The organism is Streptococcus infantis, from assembly GCF_047464715.1.
Lineage (GTDB): Bacteria > Bacillota > Bacilli > Lactobacillales > Streptococcaceae > Streptococcus > Streptococcus infantis_S.
Map to the genome: position 1 here is coordinate 260,861 of NZ_JASHBJ010000002.1, position 22,356 is coordinate 283,216.

Here is a 22,356-nt window from a genome sequence, read left to right on the forward strand (position 1 = left end):
TTATAACAAAAATTAACTATTTTAACTCAAATAAAACATGAGTATGCCTGCAGCGATGGCAACATTGAGACTCTCTGCTCGCCCTTTCATGCTGATATGAACCAGTTGATCTGCTTGATCTGCCATGAAGGGACTAATGCCTTGCCCTTCATTTCCCATAACCAAAGCAAAATCCTCTAACCGATCCAGTTCACGATAATCTTTAGAGTTCTGGGACAAGGTAGTTGCTAGAATCGGCAAATGACTCTTTTTCGCCTCTTCAACAAATATTTCAACAGGCATCCGATAAATTGGTAAATGGAAATGGCTACCCTGCATGGAGCGAAGAGTCTTGAGACTGTATATATCAGCCGACTTGCTGGAAACGATGACCCCAGAAAATCCTGCAGCATCTGCCGTCCGAATCATGGTCCCCACATTTCCTGGATCTTGAACATCTTCTAAGAAAAGGTATTTCCCCTGACTCAAATCCGGCAACTGTTCCTCTTCCTTTTGAACAATGGCTACAATGCCCTGAGGAGTTTGTGAATCTGCCAAATCAAACAAGATTTCTTCGGCCACAAATACAGTCTGAGGATAGTCAGCTAATTTTCCCCCATGTTCTGCCAAGGCAAAAATTTTCTCAATCTTAGCACCTGCCTGAATAGCTTCTTCAAACAAATGCCAACCCTCAATTAAATAAGAAGATTTGCGATATTTTTTTTGATGCAATTTCTTGGCATTTTTTACCACAGAATTAGCTTTAGAGGTTATAATAGTCATAGAAGTATTATAACACAATCAAGGAGGTTTGGTATGCAAAAGGTCAAAATGATCGCCCAAGGTCGCGTCCAAGGAGTGGGCTTCCGATGGGGTGTCTATACCCTAGCTCTAGAACTAGGTGGCATTACGGGTCGTGTCTGGAATAACGATGACGGAACCGTTGAAATCCTTGCCCAAGCAGAGTCTTCAGCTATCATGGCTAAGTTCATCCAAGAAATCCGAAAAGGTCCTACTCCCTTCTCAAAAGTAACTTATCTAGATGTTCAATTGAGCAACTTTCCATCCTATTCAGATTTCAAAGTCGCAAATTAGGTCTCTAGAACTATTGTATATTTTCAAAAAAAACAGTAGAATAGAAAGGTATAATTTTTAAAGAAGGAATAAAAACAGTGAAATCAATTAAACGAATCGCCCTCTCAGTCATGGGAGTGGCTATGCTATTAGTCTTGACAGGCTGTGTCCAGGTTGATAAAACGACTGGACAACCAACAGGATTTATTTGGAATACAATTGGAGCACCTATGGCTGAAGCTATCAAGTACTTTGCTACTGATAAAGGGCTAGGCTTCGGGGTCGCTATTATTATCGTAACCATTATCGTCCGCTTGATTATTTTGCCACTTGGTATCTACCAATCATGGAAGGCTACCCTTCACTCTGAGAAGATGAACGCCCTCAAGCATGTCCTTGAGCCACATCAGACTCGTCTGAAAGAAGCAACGACTCAAGAAGAAAAACTAGAAGCCCAACAAGCTCTCTTTGCTGCTCAAAAAGAGCATGGTATTAGTATGTTTGGTGGTGTAGGATGTTTCCCTATCCTCATTCAAATGCCTTTCTTCTCTGCTATCTACTTTGCTGCTCAACACACAGAAGGTGTTTCTGAAGCTAGCTTCTTAGGTATTGCACTGGGTTCTCCAAGTTGGATTCTCATTGCCTGCGCAGGTATTCTCTACTACATCCAATCACTCCTTTCTCTACACGGAGTTGAAGACGAGACTCAAAGAGAACAACTCAAGAAGATGATTTACATGAGTCCAATGATGATCGTCATGTTCTCAATCTTCTCACCAGCTAGTGTAACGCTTTACTGGGTTGTCGGTGGTTTCATGATGATCCTTCAACAATTCATCGTCAACTACATGATTCGTCCAAAACTTCGTAAAAAAGTACGTGAAGAATATGCCAAGAACCCACCAAAAGCAAGTAAAACTTCAGCTGCTCGTAAAGATGTAACCCCTGAAGCAGCTGCAGTTATCTCCACTTCTGCTAAGAAGAAAAATAAAAAACGCAATTCTGGAAAACAACATTCTAGATAAAAAAGAAAAGGCTTAGCATCCGAGCTAAGCTTTTTTTATATCAGAAAAGCCCGATGTTCCCATCAGGCTTCTTTTTTATCCATGTACACGTTTCATGTAATCTTGATAGCTTTCTGTATCCATTAGTTCCTTAGCGTTCTTGACTCGATCTGCTGTTGGAGGTTTAACGCCTTCAAGCGAATACGGAATGCCAAGTTCACGCCATTTAAATTCTCCCATAGTGTGGTAAGGTAGGATTTCAAACTTATCAACGTTTTTAAGAGTTTTCACGAACTTACCAAGTTCAATCAAATCCTCATCTCTATCTGTCAAACCAGGTACGAGAACGTGACGAATCCAGACAGGTTTCCCAATATCTGACAAGTACTGCGCACATGCCAAGATATTTTTATTGGTTTGACTGGTTACAATCTTGTGCTGTGCTTCGTTGATTTCCTTAATATCAAGAAGAACCAAGTCAGTCACAGCCATAAGCTTGTTGAATTTTTCAAGATAGCGTGGTTTATTACGGAACGGAAGGGCACAAGTATCCAAGGTACAGTGGATGCCTTTTTCTTTCGCCTTGGTAAAGAGGGCAATCAAGAAATCAATCTGTAAGAGAGCTTCTCCTCCGCTGACTGTGATACCTCCCTTGTCTCCCCAGAAACCACGATAGCGAAGCGCTTCTTCCAAGACATCATCTACTGTTCGTACACGAGATTTATTGGTTTCCATAGCCCATGTATCCGGGTTATGGCAATACTGGCAACGCATCTGACAGCCCTGCAAAAAGACAATGAAACGGATTCCGGGACCATCTACCGCCCCAAAACTCTCTGTCGAATGCACCATTCCTGTCACTTGTCCATAGTCAATTGTTTCTTCTGACATCACGTCACCTTCCTTGAAACCGTTTTATAATTTTATTATATCACGCTTGAAAGGAAAAACAATAGATTTTGTCTATTTTTTAGAAAACAATCTGTTTTTCACTTTCAACTTTCATGATTTTCAAAATTCCTCTATTCCTTGTCAAAGTCAAAGCCATAGAGAGTCGCAAAATAGTCCTCAGGTCGCTCTGCTCTACGGATTAGTCGAGCACCACCGTCCTCTGTGTAGAGAATCTCTGCCGAACGAAGTTTCGCATTGTACTGGTATCCCATAGAGAAGCCATGGGCACCTGTATCATGAATCACTAACAAATCACCAATTTCTGTTTGAGGCAACTCACGATTTACTGCAAACTTGTCGTTGTTTTCACAAAGAGAACCAACAACATCAACCATTTCAGTCTGACCATCAGGATGCATCATGTTAGTAATATGATGGTAAGCACCGTACATAGCTGGTCTCATAAGATTGACAGCTGACGCATCTACTCCTAGATAAGTACGGTAGGTTTTCTTTTTATGAGTAACTTTTGTAACGAGAATGCCATGAGGTGCCAACATAAAGCGACCTAGTTCTGTAAAGATTTTAACCTGACCAAGATCTGCTGGCGTAAGAACTTCTTCATAAACCTGACGAACTCCCTCACCAATCAAGGCGATGTCATTTGGCTCTTGATCTGGACGATAGTTGACTCCGATACCTCCAGAAAGGTTGATAAAGTCCAGCGAAATACCCAACTTTTCCTTGATTTCTACTGCTAACTCAAAGAGCTGACGTGCTAATTCTGGATAGTAGAGGTGGGTCACAGTATTGGAAGCTAGGAAGGAATGAATCCCAAAGGTTTTAGCTCCCTTTTCTTTCAGGATAGCAAAGGCTTCAAAGAGTTGCTCCTTAGTCATCCCGAACTTAGCTTCACCAGGATTATCCATAATGTCTGTCCCTAGTTCAAATACGCCACCAGGATTATAACGGCAAGAGATAATCTCAGGGATGCCTGCTGCACGTTCCAAATGCTCTATATCTTCAAAGGCATCTAAATTAATCGTCGCACCTAATTCACGGGCATAAGCGTACTCTTTTTCTGGAGTATTGTTAGATGAAAACATCATATCAGAACCAGCAAATTCTAGCTTATGACTCATCAAGAGTTCTACATAACTAGAACAATCCACTCCACATCCTTCTTCTTGCAAAATCTTCAAGATAGCAGGGGTTGGGGTTGCTTTTACTGCGAAGTATTCTTTAAATCCTTTATTCCAAGAAAAAGCTTGATTAACTGCGCGTGCTTTCTCGCGAATCCCTTTTTCATCGTAGAGGTGGAAAGGGGTTGGAAACTCTTCGACGATTTTTTCTAAGGCTTCACGTTTAATAAATGGTGTTTTCATAGGGCTCCTTTATATTCATTATCAAAGAAAGGCTGGGACGAAAGTTCCAACCTTTAAGTATCATATTCTCTCTTATTTTTCTGTTTCGAAGATGTTCCCAACTTCAACTTCAATTTGTTGGTTCTTCACATCAATATTAGTAACCTTCAAGAGTGATTTATAGTCAAACTGCTGTTCACGGTCTTCTTGCGCATTATCAGCAAAGACGGCTACTCCAGCCAACTCTGAATCAAACTCTGTTAAAAGGCTAATCATACCATTAATAGTCCCTCCACCCTTCAAGAAGTCATCAACAATCAAGACACGACTTCCTGCCTTAAGACTACGTTTTGAAAGGAACATTTTTTCAATACGGTCACTAGATCCTGAGACGTAGTTGACACTAACAGTTGAACCCTCAGTGATTTTCAAGTCACGCCGGACAATGACAAAAGGTACGTTGAGAACATTGGCTACTGCATTTGCAAGCGGAACCCCTTTGGTCGCTACCGTCATAACAGCATCAATCTTTTGGTCCATAAAGCTCTTAGCAATAATACGACCGATATTTTTCAAAATAGCTGGAGTGCTAAGGAGATCAGACAAATAAATATAGCCACCTGGAAGAATGCGGTCGCTCTCTGAAAGTTTATCACGAAGCTCTTCGATGATTGTTTTAGACTCAAGGGTAGAGATAGATGGTGTGAAAATAACCCCACCACCAGCGCCTGTCACAGTTTGGATATGACCAATTTCAATTTCTTCAAAGGCGCGCTTAATAATGACAATATCTTCTGAAATAGAAGATTTGGCAGATTCATACTTTTCCGCAAAGGTATTGAGACTGGTTAATTTGTATGGATTGTTAATCAAATAATTGGAAATAACAACCATCCGATCACTTCTTCTTAATTTCATTAGTTATTCACCATTCTTTTTAATTAGTCTTTTTCTCATTATATCACAATAAAGCAAAAAAACGAACTTTATTGTCTAAATAAAGCTCATTTTTTTAGTTTCTAGTCTAATTTTGGCTTGTAGAAGGAACGATTGTCCATTGCAAAGACTTTATTGGTCATTTCACCCTCATCAACAAGAGCGAGAGCTGTTGACATCATCATCATACTCGCATCTAAATTATCAATCATATGAATAATTTCAGCTTCCATCACACGAGGACGAACAGGACTACCATACTCGAGTAATCCATGGTGGCTGAGAATCACATGGCGCAGAAGCACCACTTCTTCTCGAGTGTCATCAATGCCAAGTTCCATAACCGCTTTAGTAATCTCGCTATCAATCAAGGCAATATGGCCGATAAGATTGCCTCTGACTGTGTACTCTGTCTGGTCGGGACCTGTCAACTCGATAACCTTAGCCAGGTCATGAAGCATTATTCCCGCGTAGAGCAAGCTCTTATTAAGCTGTGGGTAGACATCTGCAATTGCCTCTGCTAAACGCACCATAGTCGCTGTATGATAAGCAAGCCCTGTTTCAAAGGCATGGTGGTTGGTTTTTGCAGCTGGATAAGAATAAAATTCTTTATCATATTTGGTATAGAGGGCCCGAACGATTCGTTGCCAGATAGGATTTTCGATTTTGAAAATCATCTGCGCCATATACTCACGGATTTCCTTAACATCAACTGGTGATTTTACCTTAAAATCTGCTGGGTCATTTGGTTCGCCAGGCTGAGGTAAGCGTAGAGTGATTTGATTTACCTGAGGCGTATTGTTGTACACTTCACGGCGACCTTGCATGTGAACAACCTTCCCTGCCGTAAAGGCCTCAACATTATGAGGTTGGGCATCCCAGAGTTTTCCTTCGATTTCCCCACTGTCATCTTGGAAAGTGAAAGCCAGGTAATTCTTCCCAGCACGTGTCTGTCTTAGGTCAGCTGACTTGATTAGGTAAAAGCCCTCAAAAAGCTCATCTTTCTTCATGTGACTAATCTTCATATTCTTCCTCATCTTCTTGGAACTGGAGTAGATCAAGCGCAGGCTCACCTTCTGATAACTCAATGTGACGGAGCGTTCGCTCGATAGCTGTAGTACGACGGTTTAATAAATCATCAATATTGCCAGAGGCATGTTGGAGATGTTTTTGTGCCTTGACCAAAATCCCCCCAAACTTGCCAAACTCGGTCTTGACACTGGCAAGAGTTTGGCTAATATGATCAGCACTCTTTTGGATATTGAGAGTTTTGAAGCCAACTGATAGAGAGTTAAGAAGGGCTGATAAGGTACTTGGCCCTGCAACGATAATCTGCTCCTCCCGTCTCAAATCATCAAAGAAAATCGGATTGCGAACAATCTCTGAATAGAGACCTTCTGTCGGGACAAACAATACTCCAAAATTGGTTGTTCGAGGTGGCGCCAGATACTTACTCTTGATATCCTTTGCAAAACGCTTAACACTCGTTAAGAGTGACTTACGGCAGCGCTCAATCTCGTCCTTGTCACCTGATTCATAGGCTTCTTCTAGGCGGTAATAATCCGCCAATGGAAACTTAGAGTCAATCGGTAGATAAACATATTCTTGGTCGCCTTGCCCAGGCAACTTGATGGCGTACTCGACTCGCTCACTCGAATTTTCAACCGTTGCAAATTCTCGTTCATACTGGGCAGGTGTCATGATATCTTCAATAATCTGTCCCAGTTGTAATTCACCCAGAATTCCTCGGGTCTTGGTTCCAGATAAGACCTTATTAAGCGCACCGACATCTCGCGCCACCGTCTGCATTTCACCTAGGCCACGATTGACAGATTCTAGTTGCTTGGAAACTGTCTCAAAAGAGGCCTGCAAGCGTGTTTGCAAAGTCTTTTCTAACTTTTCCTCGACCGTTTGGCGCATTTGTTCTAAGCGTTGTTCATTTGATTCCTGCAAGGCCTGTAGTCTTTGGTCAGTCTTATCCCTGGTTTGGAGGAGGTTCTCATTCATGTCCTGCCGAACTTGAGTCAGGCCTTGGTGTAACTCGATTCGCACTTCCTGCAAGCGATCACTGACAGCCACTTCAAGATTTTTTTGATCCAGCTGACTGGCCTGTCGAGCTTGTTCGAAGCGATAATCCAGCTGGTCTGAGAGATTATCTGCCTGATCTTCTAGACTCTTGGTCAAATATTGCTCCTGCTTATCCTGCCTTTGCCAAATGAGAAAGAGGCTGACTAGGTTAGCAATTAATAACAGTAGTAATACAATCTCCATCCTATCTCCTGTCCTTACTATGCAGTACGACCACATAGCCATCCGGGCATGTTACCGAAACTTCCCTATCTATATATTCGTTAGAAGCATAGACTTTCTTAAAGAAAAAGTTCTCTTCTGTCAATTCGTACTTGGCACCGGTAATGGTCAGCTGACTATCCCTCACAGGCATAAAAGCAAGATAATCATAGTCTGACCGTGGTTCAAGTTGACTGGTCCCTTCTGGACAGTAACGAATCAAATTTTGTCCATCCTCAATCTCTATCTGACGCATATAGGGCGCCAATTTAGGATTGCTAGGCAGAAACACATTAGCCAACATATGATCAATACGACCACCTAGGGCACCAAAAATGGTCACCTGAGCTTGAGGATTTTTTTCAAAAATCGTTAAAAGTGCTAGTTCCAGATCGGTATCATCTTTTTCTGGTTGGGCTTGAACAAAATGCTGGGCACATTTTTGAATCAAATGACGTTCTTCTGCAGTCACAGAATCAAAATCCCCAACGGCTAAAGCAAGAGGAAGTTTTTCCTCCAGTACCCAAAGTGAGCCTCGATCCACACCGACAAAGCAGTCAAAACCTGTCCGATAGTGACCGCGGTCTCCGCCTGCAAAAACTGCAACTTTAGTCCAGTTGTTTTCTGAGAGCTTGCACTCGTTCATTGACATCTCCCTTAAAGACATAGGACCCTGCTACAAAGACTGTTGCACCAGCTTCTTTGGCTTGAGCTATGGTCTGATCATCAATCCCACCATCCACTTCAATTTCAAAATTCAATCCTTTTTCCTCACGAAGGGCAGCCAATTCACGTACCTTATCCATGGTTTCTGGCAGAAAGGCTTGCCCACCAAATCCAGGGTTAACGGTCATGACTAATACTTGGTCAACTAAGTGTAGCACATGCTTAATCGCCTCAACAGGTGTACCAGGATTAATGACGACTGAAGGTTTGACACCAAGAGAACGAATTTTTTGAAGAGCCCCATGGATATGAGGTGTTGCTTCTGCATGGATGCTGATGATGTCTGCACCTGCACGCGCAAAGTCTTCTAAATGATGTTCGGGATTTGATACCATCAAATGGCAATCAAAGACCATCTTGCTATGAGGACGAAGACTTTCGACTACACCTGCACCAAAGCTGATCTGAGGTACAAAGTGACCATCCATGATATCGATATGGGCGTATTCTGCCCCAGTTGCTTCTAGGCGTTTAATTTCACGTTCAAAGTTGGCATAATCTGCTGCCAGAATTGACGGAGCAATCTTGTATTGAGACATAGGTTTCTCCTTATTTTGGAATTTTTTTGCTGACTTTTTTATAGGTTTCTCTACGTTTTTCAATCTCACTGAGGAATTGCAGGTAGTTGTCAAAACGGAAGGTAGCAATGATGCCCTCTTCTACTGCTGGTTTTACAGCGCAAGATGGCTCATGGGTATGGGTACAAGTGCGGAATTTACAATCACGACTGACACTAGCAATCTCTGGAAAAGCCTGATTCAGATCTTCTGCTGTTGTTACTTCGTAATCCAGCGATGAAAAACCTGGTGTGTCTGCGATTTTCCCACCATTGAGATTGTAAAAACTAACCGCTCGAGTAGTGTGACGACCACGACCCAGACTGTCTGAGATTTCTCCCGTTTCTAAATTGAGATCAGGTGCGATTTTATTGAGCAAAGTTGACTTTCCAACACCCGTCTGCCCCATAAAGACCGTAACCTTATCTGTCAACAAGGGTAAAAGTTCTTCTTTACTCGTCACAAAATCGTAACCAATAGCACGATAGGTTTTCTCGTAGAAATCCAGTTCTCTCCCATCTTTCAGTAAGTCCATTTTGGAAATATAGACGATGGGATGAATGCCCTTGTGCTCTAAAAGAACCAAGAAACGATCCAGCAAGTTGCTATTAAAGTCAGGCTCTTTGACCGACATGATCACCACAGCTTGATCAATATTGACGATCGGTGGGCGAACCAGACTATTTTTCCGTTCATGAATCTTGAGAATATAACCTTCGGAATTTTCCTCCGCAGAAAAATCTACCCAATCTCCAACATAAGGCGTATGACCCTTTTTACGAAAATTTCCACGCGCGCGTGTTTGATAAACCTGACCATCACTTTCCACATAGTAGAAGCCGGCCAAAGCTTTAATGATTTGTCCCTGCATCTTAGAGTCCTTGTCCTTTAAGCGCATCTGCTAGACTAGCAAATTCTTCTAAGCCAAGAGCTTCACCGCGTACACTTGGGGATAGTCCTGCCTGGTCCAAAGCCTTAGTCAATTTATCCTTGATTTCATCAGTTTTGCCAAAGTATCCTGTTAAGTTGTTCCACAAAGTTTTGCGACGATGGGTGAAACTAGCCTTGGAAACCTTAAAGAAGAAGTTCTCATCTTTTACTGCTACAGCCGGTTCTGGGCGACGTACCATTTTTAGGATAGCTGAATCCACATTTGGTGCTGGCACAAAGACCGTACGAGGTACGATAAAGGCAACCTTGGCTGTCATGTAATACTGAACGGCAATCGACAAGCTGCCGTAAGCCTTGGTATTTGGCTTAGCAGAGATACGATCTGCCACTTCTTTTTGCATCATGACCACAAACTCACTAAAAGGAATGCCACTTTCAATCAAGTGCATGAGAATAGGCGTCGTGATATAGTATGGCAAGTTGGCTACTACCTTGATTGGCAAATCAGGATTTTTGAAATTCTGGATGTGCTGCGCCAAGTCAACTTTTAGTATGTCTTCGTTTACTACAGTCACATTGTCAAAATCCCGCAAGGTATCCGCTAGGATTGGTACCAAGCGGTGGTCAATTTCAAAAGCCATGACTTGAGCTGCACGCTCAGCCAAAAACTCCGTCAAGGCACCAATCCCTGGCCCAATCTCAATGACATTGACTTGGTCGTCAATTTCAGCTGTATCCACGATTTTTTGAAGGATATTGGTATCCGTCAAGAAATTTTGCCCGAAGGACTTTTTAAAGGTAAAACCGTGACGCTCCAGCACTGCCTTGGTCACGCTATAATCTGCAATTCTCATTTATTCTCTTTTCTATCTCTTAACCATCATATAAAAAATCAACCTAATTACTAGTGCAAGTATGAGCAAATATACTATACCATTCCTCCACTTGTTCGCTTTTGTATCGGCTCCAGTCATATCGTCCCCTTGCTTATCATCTTGAGGGTTCATTTTATTTAGTTCATCCTGATAGGCAACCGAATCTAGAATATTGTCTTCTGGCAATAATTCTGAAGCATAATAGTCAGGAAAGCCCATAGCAAGACCAATTAGGTTCTTATCCGTTAGAGAAAAGTCCAAATCTTTTGGTTGATTTTCCCGAATAGCTCGGATATTTTTTAACAGTTTATCAGCGACTACAGAGACTTGGTCCATAAAAACTACATCCAAAAGATCAAATCCTAACACATCACCATCTTTTACGTTTGCAAGAATATAGCGAACAAAGGCATCATATAGTTGCAAGGCTTGCGGGGCATTTTCTTCTAAAAAAGAGCGATTTTGGAGGGCATGTTGCTGGAATTTTTCAATAGAAAGCAAGATATCTACATTCTGCTCTTGATAAAACTTTTCTGCTTGCTCTTCATCTTCTTCGAGTTTTTCTGCTGTTTTCCAGAGAGCAATAGGAGCTCTTAAATCTTCTTCATCCCAAAACAATTGCCAAAAATAAGGTATCGTGTAGATGCCTTCTGTTAAGATACGAGCTTCATCTCCGTTTTTCAAGTAAATATAACTTCTATTTGCCATATGGTTTCCTTTCACCATTTTTGAAAAAGGTTAGTGGTTCAAGTAGGATGTAGATAAAACTGTATAGTTTCCCAATGTAAAGAAACTCTCTAATCTTTAGCTCTGCCTTCTAGTTCCTCACTACACTTTTGCATTTCTTTAAAAGCTGTTAGGCTAACATAAGCACCCGCTTCATAATACTCCGTTGGATTAATGGCATAGTCAAAAACTTCAATCATGCCTCCAGCTTCTTCAATCATCCCATTCCATTTTTCATCAAAGACCATTCTCAGACGTTTCCAATCTGTAAATACTGGAACAGAGTTTCGCCCATCTTTTCCTTCTTTAACTGGAATGTTGAAACTAGAATCTTTTTCCAAGACAAAGGAGCTTACTTCCTGACTATCGTCCTTAAATTCCGAAGTAGCATCTAAAGGAATTAGGAACTTTGCTTTCGGCATAGCTTCCGAAAAGAACTTATAATAGAGCTTATAAATTACTTCTTCATCTTCTGTTGTCGGGCTATCCAATTGTCCCATCAACAACATCCATCTTACTAAATCAGGATTCATTACAGGAACTTGTATTTCTGGCAAATTAGAATAATCTGGTTTTTGAACCAAGGCCGAGGCACTGATGCTGACTTCCTTGGAATTAAAGATTGCTCCCAAGGCACCATTTAAGTAAAAGGCTGTCCCAAGGAAATTCTCAATCCCTTTTTTATCTTCCGTATTTTCAATCAGTTTTACGACTGAGTTTGGTCGACTGTCAATGGTTTCCTTGAATTGGCGATACCAAGATGGCGTCAACAGCATAATCATGGGATCCGTACACAGATAACCTTCCTCGCCTCTGTCATAGGTGGTTGAGAAAAGATAGGGTTCGCCTGTTTTTTCCGAATACACTGCATAAACAGAATCTGCTACTAACAACTTGTCCTTGACGATTTCCGCTAGACGTTCCAACTTGCGAGTGTTGGATTGATAGCTTTCTTCACTCTCGTTATCCTGATTTTGACGGCATTTCCATAAAAAGAGACGTAAAATCTCTACGCTATCATCAAGGCTAGCTGCCAAATAATCCTCATTGGTCAACTGACCCTCTTGGATGGCTACGAAAGCACGATATAGAGCATCTGAGTAGCTAGATAATTTTTGTTCTTCATCAACACCTGAACTAAAGAGCACACTTCCCTTTTTAAGTTTAGTCAAGGAAGAATCCATATCAACCACTAGATGTGCAAGAACTTCATCAGTTAGACTATCTACATCTTTGTTTTGACTGCTGAGTTTTTTAACCTCTACAATGCCAAGAGCCTTCATTCCTTGGTCAGGATTGCAAAACTGCAGCTGATCCCCAACCTTGAGAGTCCCTTCTAAACTCCCAACAATCAATAATTGATTCGTTTCCTTCATTGGAAACAAATCTAGAACGCCAACGCAAGCATTGCCTTTCGCCTCTTCTGCTTCCTTATTGGATTCAGTTGTTTCAGTTGTTTTTGTTGTTTCTGTCTTTTTTAAAAAATCAAAGATTCCCATAAATTTTCCTCATTATCTCCACTCAACACAAATTCTATGGAGTCATTTTTCTAATGCTTGCAGCCAAGCCTGATTAAACCGTATATGATTACTTCTATTGTATCATATTCCCTTGGTATTTTGGGGTGGTTTCTCAATTCTCATAAGATTTCATGGCATCTTCCACTTCAGCCAAGCTAATCCCAAATAATTCCAAACGCTTGAGGAGTTGTTTGCCATTGGAATAGCCGATACGAAGGCTTTCTCCTAGATATTCTCTGCGTTTTCGGCTATCCGCTCCCGCTAGAAAACCAAGCCGAATCAAGTCACTGCGGCTAATGTCAAAGTCACTTTCTACCTCAAACTGCTCTGTTACTTGAGCCAGTGCTGTTTTCAGGTCCTCGTAGCTGGCATGTTCGATTCCTAGAGAACGTCCCTTGGTCTTAGACTTAGGCACTGCCTCGTCTCGTTTGAGAAAGGCGTGTTGAACTGTCGGAATAGCCGTCATTATCATCCGACGAATCCGCTCCCCATTAAAATCAGGATCTGTAAAGACAATCACCCCATGACGTTCATGTAGACGTTGGATACGCTCCAGGTCCTGCTCATTAATAGCCGATCCACGAGTCTCATAGGTCTCCACATCAAAGTAGCGTTTTAGATTTGCCGTATCATCACGCCCTTCGACTACGATGACTTGGGAAATTTTCTCTTTCATGATTTATGTTCCAATCCAAAGATGCCTTCTGCATTAGCACTTGTCACAGCAGCTAATTCTTCTGTCGTCATGTCGCGCAAGTTGGCGATAAAGTCCACTACATAGCGCGTGTAAGCTGTCTTATTTTCACGACCACGTTTGGGAACGGGCGCCAAGTAAGGGGCATCTGTCTCTACCAAAATCTTGTCCAAAGGTAACTCTCTAGCTGCTTCCTGAATGTCTGTTGCCTTTTTGAAAGTCACCACCCCAGAAAAGGAAATAGTCATACCTAGCTCCACAAACTTTTCAGCCCACTCCAGAGAACCTGAGAAAGAGTGCATGATGCCGCCACGGGGACCGACTCCTTCGCTCTTGATAATCTCATAGGTATCTTCGAGCGCATCACGGGTGTGAACTACAAAAGGTAAGTCCAATTCCTTTGATAGCTGAATCTGACGACGGAAAACCTTCTCTTGAACTTCTTTAGGCGCTGTCATCCAGTGATAGTCCAAACCAATCTCACCTAGGGCAACAACTTTTGGATGTTTTAGTTTTTCTAGCAAGTAATTCTCAATATCCTCTGTATAATCTCCTGCTTCTGTTGGATGCCATCCAATTGTCGCATAGAGTTGGTCATATTCTTCCACCAACTCTAGGGCGCGCTTAATCGTCGGTTTGTCAAAACCAACAATATTCATCCGAGTTACACCCATTTCCGCTGCTAAGGCAAGCTCTTCTTCTTCACGTCCCAAAAATTCCTCTATATTTAAATGTGTATGAGTATCAAAAATCATTTATATTTCCTCGTTTTTTCTACTTTCTATTATACCAAAAAACTAGTCGCATCCTTATAGGAAAAAAATATTTTGAAATCAATGATTTTCCCTTGACGGTATTTTTTCATAGCAGTATAATAGCTCTTGTTGAAAATTTCAAAAAAGGAAAGAAAATGTTTACAAAACTAAAATATACCTTTATCGGTCGTCCTCTCAAGTCCTTAACTGAAGGCGAAGGAGGGCTACTTGGAAAAACACAGGCACTTGCAATGCTCTCAAGCGATGCCCTTTCATCTATCGCCTATGGACCTGAGCAGGTCGTCCTTGTCTTGGCTAGCCTATCTCCGCTTGCTATTTGGTGGAGCCTCCCTATCGGCATTTTTGTCCTCTTGCTACTTGCTAGTCTAACCATTTCTTACCGACAAATCATTCACGCCTACCCTCAAGGTGGGGGTGCCTATATGGTAACACGAGAAAATCTTTCTCCTGAGCTCGGTTTGATTGCTGGGGGAAGTCTGCTTGTTGACTACATGCTGACAGTAGCCGTATCCGTGGCTGCAGGAGCTGATGCTATCACAGCAGCACTTCCTGCTCTCCATCCCTACAACCTCCACATTTCCATTTTTCTGGTCTGTTTACTCATGCTTTTGAATCTGCGAGGCTTGAGGGAATCTGCTAGTTCGCTGATGATCCCTGTCTATCTCTTTATCTTTAGCACGGTCTTCCTCTTATTGTTTGGCCTCTTCCAACTATTGACAGGTTCTCTCAGCTATCATGCAACTTCTGCAATTGGTCAAACTGTCCCAAGTCTCTCAATCGTCCTGATTTTAAGAGCCTTTACCAGCGGTTCAGCTTCATTAACCGGGGTTGAAGCCATCTCAAATGCTGTTCCATTTTTCAAAACTCCTAAAGAGAAGAACGCTGCTCAGACACTGACCATCATGTCTCTGATTCTTGGATTTCTATTTGCAGGAATTACCTTCCTAAACTACTGGATGGGGATTACTCCTCAACACGGAGAAACAATCCTTTCACAGATGGCTAAAGGAATTTTAGGGGATTCAGCTCTCGGTCAAGTTGTTTATTATCTCTTCCAATTTTCAACAGCTCTTATCCTTGCCGTAGCTGCAAATACTGGTTTTTCTGCCTTTCCGATGTTGGCTTACAATATGGCTAAAAACAAGTACATGCCCCATCTTTTTATGGAAAAAGGAGATCGTCTAGGTTACTCAAACGGTATTTTGACCTTGGCCTTTGGCGCTATGATCCTTCTGCTCATTTTTAACGGAAATACGGAACGCTTGATTCCTCTCTATACTATCGGAGTTTTCGTTCCTTTTGCACTTTCTCAAACAGGAATGATTCGCCACTGGAAAAAAGAAAAAGGTTCTCATTTCTTAAAATCTGCCTTTGCAAATATCCTCGGAGCCATCATTTGTTACGCTATCGTTCTTATCCTACTCTTCTTCAGACTTGGAGATATCTGGCCCTTCTTCCCAATTATCCTAGTCTTAACCTTCCTCTTTTTGTCCATCCACAATCATTACCAAAAGGTGGCCAAACAACTTCGACTTTATGAAGGAATTCAAAAGAAAACCTACGATGGTAATGTCGTCCTTGTCTTAGTAGGAAATGTTACTCGAGTCAGCGTTGGAGCGATTAACTACGCTCAAAGTATTGGAGATGAGGTTTTGGCCATGCACATTTCCACCAAAGAAACTGAAGCAAAAGACCAAGAAATCCTCCAAGAATTTGCCGACTACTTCCCAAATATCACTCTCAAAAATATTACTACTAGCTATCGCGATATCATCACACCTACAGTTCGATATGTTCGAAAAATCTCTCAAGAAGCCAAGAAAAAGAACTACACAGTTACAGTTCTAGTACCTCAATTTATCCCTAACAAACCTTGGCAAAATATCCTCCACAATCAAATGAGCCTCAAATTGAAATACGCTCTCAGATGGCACGAAGATGTCGTCGTTGCTAGCTACTCTTATCATTTGAAAGAATAAAGAAAAGCTCAAAACCAGAAAACTTAACCTCTGGTTTTGAGCTTTTTTCTATATATCAGCTTTCCAATACATCTTCTAAAGTTTTCAGACTAAATCAATCACCTTAGAACATTCTCTTTTAGATAACAGAAAAGTCAGTAGGCTCGAGTTCCTACTGACTTCTTTGTTTAATTCGTTTGGATTATGCAGCCAAAACTTTGCGTCCTTTGCGACGACGAGCTGCCAATACGCGACGACCGTTTTTAGTTGACATACGGTTACGGAATCCGTGTTTGCGCGCACGACGAAGTTTACTTGGTTGATAAGTACGTTTCACGATGAATACCTCCTCATAGATTTTGTATTCGTTTAGCCGGCTATAAAGTGATCAGTTACTAAACATACTTTACTATTCTATCTGATTCTTACTTATTTGTCAATAGCTCTGACAAATGTTTCCAGCTTTTTTGCTATGAAAGCCTTATCTACGATACTGCTTCAAGAAACGAGTCATCTTTTCTTGGATTTGGGCCAACTCATCGACACGTGGAAGATAAACAATACGGAAGTGGTCTGGATCTTTCCAGTTAAAGCCACGCCCATGTACTAAAAGCACCTTTTCTTGTTTCAAGAAATTAAGGACAAATTGTTCATCATCGTCGATACGGTACATATTACGATCAATTTTAGGGAAGATATAAAGACCTGCTTTTGGTTTAACAGCAGACAAACCAGGAATATCTTGAATGGCATTATAAATGAAGTTTCTTTGCTCGTAGATGCGACCACCTGGTAAGAGCAATTCATCCACCGACTGATGACCACCAAGGGAGGTTTGAACTACCTGCTGGGCAAGTACATTCGAACAGAGGCGCATGTTTGAGAGCATATTGAGACCTTCAATGTAGCCTTTTACGTGATGTTTAGGTCCAGACAAGACCATCCAACCAACACGGAAACCAGCGATACGGTGAGATTTAGATAGACCATTCATGCTAACACAGAAAAGGTCTGGAGCCAAACTTGCTACTGGTGTGTGGACATTGCCGTCCATAACCATACGATCGTAGATTTCATCCGCAAAGATAATCAAGTCATTTTGGCGAGCAATCTCAATAATATCTAGCAAGAGTTCTTTGGGATAGAGGGCCCCCGTTGGATTATTCGGATTGATCAACACAATGGCCTTGGTATTTGAACTAATCTTAGACTTGATATCATCTAGGTCTGGATACCATTCAGCTTCTTCATCACAGATGTAGTGCACGGCATTTCCTCCGGCCAAGCTGACAGCAGCCGTCCAGAGAGGATAGTCAGGCATAGGAACTAAGACTTCATCGCCATTGTCCAAAAGCCCCTGCATAGACATTACAATCAGCTCACTAACTCCATTTCCAAGGTAGATATCATCGATACCTACATTTGGGAAATTTTTCAGTTGGCAATATTGCATGATCGCTTTACGAGCTGAAAAGATTCCTTTTGAATCTGAATAACCTTCGCTATCACGCGCATTCATAATTAGGTCATGAATCACCTCATCTGGTGCTGTAAAACCAAACTCAGCTGGGTTTCCTGTATTCAAACGGAGAATTTTTTCTCCATTTGCACGCATGCGCATAGCTTCTTCCAAAACTGGACCACGAATATCATAAGCCACATGTTCTAATTTGATTGATTTATTAAATTCTTTCATTTGAATTCCTCTATTCATCAGGATAGTTAATATTATACCACTCCAAAACGAAATCGTAAATTTCCTAGCGCTTTTCCTCAAAAAAACCTTGCTTAACGCAAGGTAACAGAGCAAGGTCGATTTCTTTCTATATTTGGAGAAGAAAGAGTAGATAGGTGCTCTAAAAGCTGGCCAATAGCGACCAACATCCTTATAGAAAAACTCTCATAATCGAAAACAAAGTCTTTGTAATGGATGGTATCTGCATGGCCGAAAGAATCTCTCCTCCCTTCCAGCAAAACGCAAAGAAAAAATAAGTAGACTCACCAACATTAAATGTAATGTCTGGGCTAATACGAGTCTCATTGTAAAGAATGTACCATCGCATTACTTTATTTTCCTTGCCCTGTCACCTTATATTATACACTAAAATCTTTGCATTTTCAAATAAGTATACACAAAAAAGAACTCAATATATGAGTTCTTTTCATCTTCTATTTCGCAATTTCAGCCAACATTTTTTCAATGTGTTGGATTGATTTTTCACGACCAAGCAAGTAAATAGTATCTGGCAATTCAGGACCATGCATTTCACCTGAAACGGCGATACGGATAGGCATGAAGAGGTTCTTCCCTTTGATACCTGTTTCTTTTTGGACTGCTTTGATTTGTGGGAAGATATTTTCTACCACAAACTCGTCATCTGACATAGCTTCAAGCTTAGCCTTGAAGGCTTCAAGAACCGTTGGCACAGTTTCACCAGCCATGACTTCTTTCTCAGCTTCGGTTAATTCTGGGAAGTCTGAGAAGAAGAGATCTGTCAATGGAACGATTTCGTCAACTGACTTCATTTGTGGTTTGTAGAGTTCCACCAATTTTTTAGCCTTGTCTGTCAAACGTCCTGCTTCTTCAAGGAATGGTTTCGCCATTTCAAAAATAGTCTCAAGGTCTGCATTCTTGATATAGTCATTGCTCATCCAGTCCATTTTCTTTTGGTCAAAGGCTGCTGGAGACTTGCTGAGACGGTTTTCATCAAAGAGTTGAATGAGTTCTTCGCGAGAGAAGATTTCGTCTTCCCCACCAGGATTCCAACCAAGAAGGGCGATAAAGTTAAAGACTGCTTCTGGAAGGTAGCCTTTCTTCCGGTAATCTTCGATAAATTGAAGGGTATTAGTGTCGCGTTTAGACAACTTCTTACCAGTTTCAGAGTTGATGATCAAGGTCATGTGACCAAATTCTGGTGCTTCCCAACCAAGAGCTTCATAGACCATGAGCTGTTTTGGTGTATTAGCAATGTGGTCATCTCCACGAATGACGTGAGAGATTTGCATATCATGGTCATCAATGACAACGGCAAAGTTGTAAGTTGGGTAGCCATCTTTCTTTTGGATAACCCAGTCCCCACCGATATTGCCACCTTCAAATTCGATATCGCCTTTAACCATATCATGCCATTTGTAGATACCAGATTCATTAACAGCCAAACGAACCGTTGGGATGATTCCTGCTGCTTCACGTTCCGCGATATAAGCTGCTTTCTCTTCTTCGCTCATACCAAGGTATTCGTTAATGTAGCGAGGTGTTTCGCCAGCTGCTTCTTGGCGTTCGCGCTCAGCCGCCAACTCTTCTTCTGTAACGTAAGATTTGTAGGCTTTTCCTTCGGCTAGCAATTGATCGATGTATTTTTGATAGAGTTCCAAACGCTCTGATTGGCGGTAGTTTTCATGAGTCTCTGGACTTTCATCCCAGTCCATACCCAACCAACGAAGATTTTCAAGCTGGGAACGTTCTCCGTCTTCGACGTGACGCTTGCGGTCCGTATCTTCGATACGGATGATAAAAGTTCCACCATGGTGGCGTGCATACAAGTAGTTAAACAATGCTGTACGGGCATTTCCGATGTGTAGTAGTCCTGTTGGACTTGGTGCATAACGCACACGAATATCTTTTGACATATCTTCTCCTATAAAGTATCTAGGCGTCTGCCTTTTTGCTCTCTATATTATATCACAAGTCGTGCCAGAGTCCAATTTCTCTTTTCGAGAAATAGTAAAAAGAGTGGTAAAACCACTCTTTATTAAATCTATTATAGACGAGCGTTGAGTTCTTTGCTCAATTCTTCAAATCCTGGTTTACCAAGAAGGGCAAACATGTTACGTTTGTAAGCTTCAACACCTGGTTGGTCAAATGGGTTGATAGCATTCAAGTAACCTGAAAGGGCGATAGCCAATTCGAAGAAGTAGATAGTGTATCCAAGAGTGAAAGCATCTTGCTCAGGAAGAGTCACGTACATGTTTGGTACGTCACCGTCAGTGTGGGCAAGAAGAACACCGTCAGTTGCTTTTTTGTTAACGAAGTCAACGTCTTTTCCTTGAAGGTAACCAAGTCCGTCAAGGTCTTCTTCCAAAGTAGGGATGATCACATTCTTACGAGGTTTGTCAACGCGGACAACTGTTTCAAACATGATACGAGTTCCTTCTTGGATAAATTGACCCAATGAGTGCAAGTCTGTTGAGAAGTTAGCTGAAGTTGGGTAAATACCTTTTTGGTCTTTCCCTTCTGACTCACCAGCCAATTGTTTCCACCATTCTGAGAAGTATTGAAGAGATGGCTCGTAGTTTACCAAGATTTCAGTTGCATAACCTTTACGGTAAAGGATGTTACGAACAGCTGCATATTGGTAAGCTTCGTTTTCTGAAAGTTTGTCTGAAGTGTAGTCTTTTCGGGCAGCATTCGCACCTTCCATAAGGGCTTTGATGTCTGCACCTGATGCAGCGATTGGAAGCAATCCAACTGCAGTCAATACTGAGAAGCGTCCACCGATATCATCTGGAACTACAAAAGTTTCCCAACCGTTAGCATCTGCTTCAACCTTAACAGCACCTTTTTGGCGGTCAGTTGTTGCATAGATCCGTTTGTTAGCTTCTTCTTGACCGTATTTCTTCACCAAGAGTTCTTTGAAGACACGGAAAGCGATAGCTGGTTCAGTAGTTGTACCTGATTTAGAAATCACGTTAACTGAGAAGTCTTTGTCTGCTACGTACTCTACCAAGTCAGCAAGGTAAGTTGATGAGATTGAGTTCCCAGCATAAAGGATTTGTGGCGCTTTGCGTTCTTCTTTTGTTTGCAAGTTTGCAAAGTGGTGGTTCAAGAAGTCAATGGCTGCTTTCGCACCAAGGTATGATCCACCGATACCGATCACGACCAAAACATCGCTGTCTGATTTGATTTGTTCAGCAGCTTTTAAGATGCGGTCAAATTCTTCGCGGTCGTAGTTTTCAGGAAGGTCCAACCAACCCAAGAAGTCGCTACCCGCACCAGTTCCTTTACGGATCAATTCGTCTGCTGCTGTAACTTGTGCTTGCATGTATTCCACTTCATGTGGTGCAACAAATTTGTCTAATACTTTTGAATAATCAAATTTAATATGTGACATAGTATTCCTCCAAAATTTCTTCTTTTCTATCATAACGCTTACCTTGGATTTTTTCAAGTTTTTATACTGAATTTTTCCAAATTTTATCATAATTCAAACGTTTGCGTAAAAAATGTTACAATATTAAAATTTGAAGAAGCAAAACAAAAAAACGACTAGGTTTCTAGTCGTTACAATTCATTCAATAAATACTCAAATAATTCTAAATTTCCATCTTCTTCATTGACTAGAAACTCTGGATGCCACTGGAGACCAATAATACGGTGTTCATCAATGGATTCAATTGCTTCAACAGTTTGGTCACGTGGATCCACAGCCGTCACACGGAAATTAGGTGCCAAATCTTTAATACTTTGACGATGAACTGAGTTAACTTGACTTTCTTTACCAAACAATTTTGACACAACACTGCCATCAACTGTCTCAATGGAATGTGAAGTTCCAAAAGGTAGACCTTGCCAGTGACCTTCAATCTCCTGATTGAGCGTACCACCAAAAGCAACGTTAACTAGCTGGACACCACGGCAAATGGCTAAGATTGGCTTATTCTGACGCAATGCTTCTTGTAGAAGAGCGAGCTCAAACTCATCACGATCTAGGTTATAATCATCACTATCAATCGTTTTTTCCTCACCATAGAACTGTGGATGAACATTTTGTCCTCCAGTCAAGATAAGCTTATCAATCATTTCTACGTAGTCGTGGACAACTGACTCATCACCAACTGGAATCACCAAAGGAAGTCCGCCAACCTGACGAATACTCTCAGCGAATTTACAAGAGACAGATGAATGAATATTTTTTCCTTCTGCGTCCACGGGACATAGATTTGCCGCAACTCCAACAACTGTTCTTGCCATTACTGATTTCCTTTCGTTTTCGATTGATAATCTTATCTTATCATCCTTCCCCACACCTGTCTAATATGTTTTTTTAAAGTCCGTGATAAATTTTTTTTATCAGAAAAAGTTGCCCCAGACTAGGA

Annotated in this window: 22 protein-coding genes; 3 read left to right on the forward strand and 19 right to left on the reverse strand. The window is 41.4% G+C overall.

The window, feature by feature from the left end; all coding sequences use genetic code 11:
• Window positions 1-21: 21 nt before the first annotated feature.
• Window positions 22-762 carry a TrmH family RNA methyltransferase gene (locus QM419_RS06050; protein ID WP_414278221.1) on the reverse strand — a complete coding sequence of 247 codons (741 nt, stop codon included), beginning with the start codon at window positions 760-762 and terminating at the stop codon, window positions 22-24.
• A gap of 33 nt (window positions 763-795) precedes the next feature.
• Between QM419_RS06050 and QM419_RS06055 the strand changes: the two genes are divergently transcribed.
• Together QM419_RS06055 and yidC are read left to right on the forward strand one after the other, a co-directional pair.
• Complete coding sequence (locus tag QM419_RS06055; RefSeq protein WP_001174501.1) at window positions 796-1,074, forward strand: acylphosphatase; 279 nt, start codon at window positions 796-798, stop codon at window positions 1,072-1,074.
• Between the two features lie 77 nt (window positions 1,075-1,151).
• Entirely contained in the window at window positions 1,152-2,078 is a 927-nt protein-coding gene (yidC, locus tag QM419_RS06060; RefSeq protein WP_414278222.1) for a membrane protein insertase YidC, read from the forward strand.
• A gap of 75 nt (window positions 2,079-2,153) precedes the next feature.
• Here yidC and pflA read toward each other — a convergent pair whose 3' ends face one another.
• The 13 genes from pflA to QM419_RS06125 all read right to left on the reverse strand — a co-directional run bounded on the left by pflA (window position 2,154) and on the right by QM419_RS06125 (window position 14,281).
• Window positions 2,154-2,948: a pyruvate formate-lyase-activating protein gene (gene pflA / locus QM419_RS06065; protein WP_004251620.1), complete on the reverse strand. Its 795-nt coding sequence runs from the start codon at window positions 2,946-2,948 to the stop codon at window positions 2,154-2,156.
• Between the two features lie 131 nt (window positions 2,949-3,079).
• Entirely contained in the window at window positions 3,080-4,333 is a 1,254-nt protein-coding gene (locus QM419_RS06070) for a diaminopimelate decarboxylase (protein WP_414278223.1), read from the reverse strand.
• Window positions 4,334-4,405: 72 nt separating this feature from the next.
• Window positions 4,406-5,230, reverse strand: a complete 825-nt coding sequence (gene purR, locus QM419_RS06075) for a pur operon repressor (RefSeq protein WP_006152187.1) — start codon at window positions 5,228-5,230, stop codon at window positions 4,406-4,408.
• 101 nt (window positions 5,231-5,331) lie between these two features.
• A complete protein-coding gene (locus tag QM419_RS06080) occupies window positions 5,332-6,273 on the reverse strand; it encodes a 3'-5' exoribonuclease YhaM family protein (protein ID WP_006152067.1) in 942 nt (313 codons plus the stop codon).
• Window positions 6,263-7,519 (reverse strand): DNA recombination protein RmuC, encoded by a 1,257-nt coding sequence (rmuC, locus tag QM419_RS06085; RefSeq protein WP_414278224.1) that lies wholly within the window; start codon window positions 7,517-7,519, stop codon window positions 6,263-6,265. Before rmuC ends, QM419_RS06080 begins: the two co-directional genes overlap by 11 nt.
• Before the next feature lies 1 nt (window position 7,520).
• On the reverse strand, window positions 7,521-8,183 hold the full coding sequence (locus QM419_RS06090; RefSeq protein WP_303407231.1) for a thiamine diphosphokinase: 663 nt from the start codon (window positions 8,181-8,183) through the stop codon (window positions 7,521-7,523).
• The gene (rpe, locus tag QM419_RS06095) at window positions 8,146-8,802 is read right to left on the reverse strand and encodes a ribulose-phosphate 3-epimerase (RefSeq protein ID WP_414278225.1); all 657 of its coding nucleotides are present in this window, start codon (window positions 8,800-8,802) and stop codon (window positions 8,146-8,148) included. The genes QM419_RS06090 and rpe overlap by 38 nt, the downstream gene beginning before the upstream one ends.
• Window positions 8,803-8,812: 10 nt before the next feature.
• On the reverse strand, window positions 8,813-9,691 hold the full coding sequence (gene rsgA, locus QM419_RS06100; RefSeq protein WP_414278244.1) for a ribosome small subunit-dependent GTPase A: 879 nt from the start codon (window positions 9,689-9,691) through the stop codon (window positions 8,813-8,815).
• Window position 9,692: 1 nt separating this feature from the next.
• Window positions 9,693-10,565 (reverse strand): 16S rRNA (adenine(1518)-N(6)/adenine(1519)-N(6))-dimethyltransferase RsmA, encoded by an 873-nt coding sequence (gene rsmA, locus QM419_RS06105; protein ID WP_414278226.1) that lies wholly within the window; start codon window positions 10,563-10,565, stop codon window positions 9,693-9,695.
• Window positions 10,566-10,577: 12 nt separating this feature from the next.
• Window positions 10,578-11,294, reverse strand: coding sequence for a dimethyladenosine transferase (locus QM419_RS06110; protein ID WP_414278227.1), 717 nt, complete (start codon window positions 11,292-11,294; stop codon window positions 10,578-10,580).
• Window positions 11,295-11,383: 89 nt separating this feature from the next.
• Window positions 11,384-12,811, reverse strand: a complete 1,428-nt coding sequence (locus QM419_RS06115) for an SseB family protein (protein ID WP_414278228.1) — start codon at window positions 12,809-12,811, stop codon at window positions 11,384-11,386.
• A 133-nt stretch (window positions 12,812-12,944) separates the two neighbouring features.
• Complete coding sequence (rnmV, locus tag QM419_RS06120; protein WP_414278229.1) at window positions 12,945-13,508, reverse strand: ribonuclease M5; 564 nt, start codon at window positions 13,506-13,508, stop codon at window positions 12,945-12,947.
• Entirely contained in the window at window positions 13,505-14,281 is a 777-nt protein-coding gene (locus QM419_RS06125; RefSeq protein ID WP_414278230.1) for a TatD family hydrolase, read from the reverse strand. The genes rnmV and QM419_RS06125 overlap by 4 nt, the downstream gene beginning before the upstream one ends.
• Window positions 14,282-14,436: 155 nt before the next feature.
• Between QM419_RS06125 and QM419_RS06130 the strand changes: the two genes are divergently transcribed.
• Window positions 14,437-16,281 carry an APC family permease gene (locus tag QM419_RS06130; RefSeq protein WP_414278231.1) on the forward strand — a complete coding sequence of 615 codons (1,845 nt, stop codon included), beginning with the start codon at window positions 14,437-14,439 and terminating at the stop codon, window positions 16,279-16,281.
• Between the two features lie 181 nt (window positions 16,282-16,462).
• On the opposite strand, the gene rpmH is transcribed toward QM419_RS06130, so the two are convergent.
• From rpmH to QM419_RS06155, 5 genes are all read right to left on the reverse strand, one after another.
• Entirely contained in the window at window positions 16,463-16,597 is a 135-nt protein-coding gene (rpmH, locus tag QM419_RS06135; protein ID WP_000831905.1) for a 50S ribosomal protein L34, read from the reverse strand.
• A gap of 144 nt (window positions 16,598-16,741) precedes the next feature.
• Window positions 16,742-17,956 carry a pyridoxal phosphate-dependent aminotransferase gene (locus tag QM419_RS06140; RefSeq protein WP_214262499.1) on the reverse strand — a complete coding sequence of 405 codons (1,215 nt, stop codon included), beginning with the start codon at window positions 17,954-17,956 and terminating at the stop codon, window positions 16,742-16,744.
• Between the two features lie 473 nt (window positions 17,957-18,429).
• Window positions 18,430-19,890 (reverse strand): glutamate--tRNA ligase, encoded by a 1,461-nt coding sequence (gene gltX, locus QM419_RS06145; protein WP_414278232.1) that lies wholly within the window; start codon window positions 19,888-19,890, stop codon window positions 18,430-18,432.
• 131 nt (window positions 19,891-20,021) lie between these two features.
• Window positions 20,022-21,371 carry a glucose-6-phosphate isomerase gene (locus QM419_RS06150; RefSeq protein WP_000018248.1) on the reverse strand — a complete coding sequence of 450 codons (1,350 nt, stop codon included), beginning with the start codon at window positions 21,369-21,371 and terminating at the stop codon, window positions 20,022-20,024.
• A 170-nt stretch (window positions 21,372-21,541) separates the two neighbouring features.
• Complete coding sequence (locus QM419_RS06155) at window positions 21,542-22,231, reverse strand: gamma-glutamyl-gamma-aminobutyrate hydrolase family protein (RefSeq protein WP_414278233.1); 690 nt, start codon at window positions 22,229-22,231, stop codon at window positions 21,542-21,544.
• Between the last annotated feature and the right edge of the window lie 125 nt (window positions 22,232-22,356).

Bases quoted from the DNA above. Each gene is read 5' to 3' on its own strand.
- rsmA (WP_414278226.1), bottom strand. From the start codon at position 10,565: ATGAGAATTGCAGATTATAGCGTGACCAAGGCAGTGCTGGAGCGTCAC.
- QM419_RS06150 (WP_000018248.1), bottom strand. From the start codon at position 21,371: ATGTCACATATTAAATTTGATTATTCAAAAGTATTAGACAAATTTGTT.
- QM419_RS06090 (WP_303407231.1), bottom strand. From the start codon at position 8,183: ATGAACGAGTGCAAGCTCTCAGAAAACAACTGGACTAAAGTTGCAGTT.
- QM419_RS06055 (WP_001174501.1), top strand. From the start codon at position 796: ATGCAAAAGGTCAAAATGATCGCCCAAGGTCGCGTCCAAGGAGTGGGC.
- QM419_RS06070 (WP_414278223.1), bottom strand. From the start codon at position 4,333: ATGAAAACACCATTTATTAAACGTGAAGCCTTAGAAAAAATCGTCGAA.
- QM419_RS06140 (WP_214262499.1), bottom strand. From the start codon at position 17,956: ATGAAAGAATTTAATAAATCAATCAAATTAGAACATGTGGCTTATGAT.
- QM419_RS06115 (WP_414278228.1), bottom strand. From the start codon at position 12,811: ATGGGAATCTTTGATTTTTTAAAAAAGACAGAAACAACAAAAACAACT.
- purR (WP_006152187.1), bottom strand. From the start codon at position 5,230: ATGAAATTAAGAAGAAGTGATCGGATGGTTGTTATTTCCAATTATTTG.
- QM419_RS06155 (WP_414278233.1), bottom strand. From the start codon at position 22,231: ATGGCAAGAACAGTTGTTGGAGTTGCGGCAAATCTATGTCCCGTGGAC.
- QM419_RS06125 (WP_414278230.1), bottom strand. From the start codon at position 14,281: ATGATTTTTGATACTCATACACATTTAAATATAGAGGAATTTTTGGGA.
- QM419_RS06050 (WP_414278221.1), bottom strand. From the start codon at position 762: ATGACTATTATAACCTCTAAAGCTAATTCTGTGGTAAAAAATGCCAAG.
- pflA (WP_004251620.1), bottom strand. From the start codon at position 2,948: ATGTCAGAAGAAACAATTGACTATGGACAAGTGACAGGAATGGTGCAT.
- QM419_RS06110 (WP_414278227.1), bottom strand. From the start codon at position 11,294: ATGGCAAATAGAAGTTATATTTACTTGAAAAACGGAGATGAAGCTCGT.
- rnmV (WP_414278229.1), bottom strand. From the start codon at position 13,508: ATGAAAGAGAAAATTTCCCAAGTCATCGTAGTCGAAGGGCGTGATGAT.
- QM419_RS06080 (WP_006152067.1), bottom strand. From the start codon at position 6,273: ATGAAGATTAGTCACATGAAGAAAGATGAGCTTTTTGAGGGCTTTTAC.
- rsgA (WP_414278244.1), bottom strand. From the start codon at position 9,691: ATGCAGGGACAAATCATTAAAGCTTTGGCCGGCTTCTACTATGTGGAA.
- gltX (WP_414278232.1), bottom strand. From the start codon at position 19,890: ATGTCAAAAGATATTCGTGTGCGTTATGCACCAAGTCCAACAGGACTA.
- rmuC (WP_414278224.1), bottom strand. From the start codon at position 7,519: ATGGAGATTGTATTACTACTGTTATTAATTGCTAACCTAGTCAGCCTC.
- QM419_RS06130 (WP_414278231.1), top strand. From the start codon at position 14,437: ATGTTTACAAAACTAAAATATACCTTTATCGGTCGTCCTCTCAAGTCC.
- rpe (WP_414278225.1), bottom strand. From the start codon at position 8,802: ATGTCTCAATACAAGATTGCTCCGTCAATTCTGGCAGCAGATTATGCC.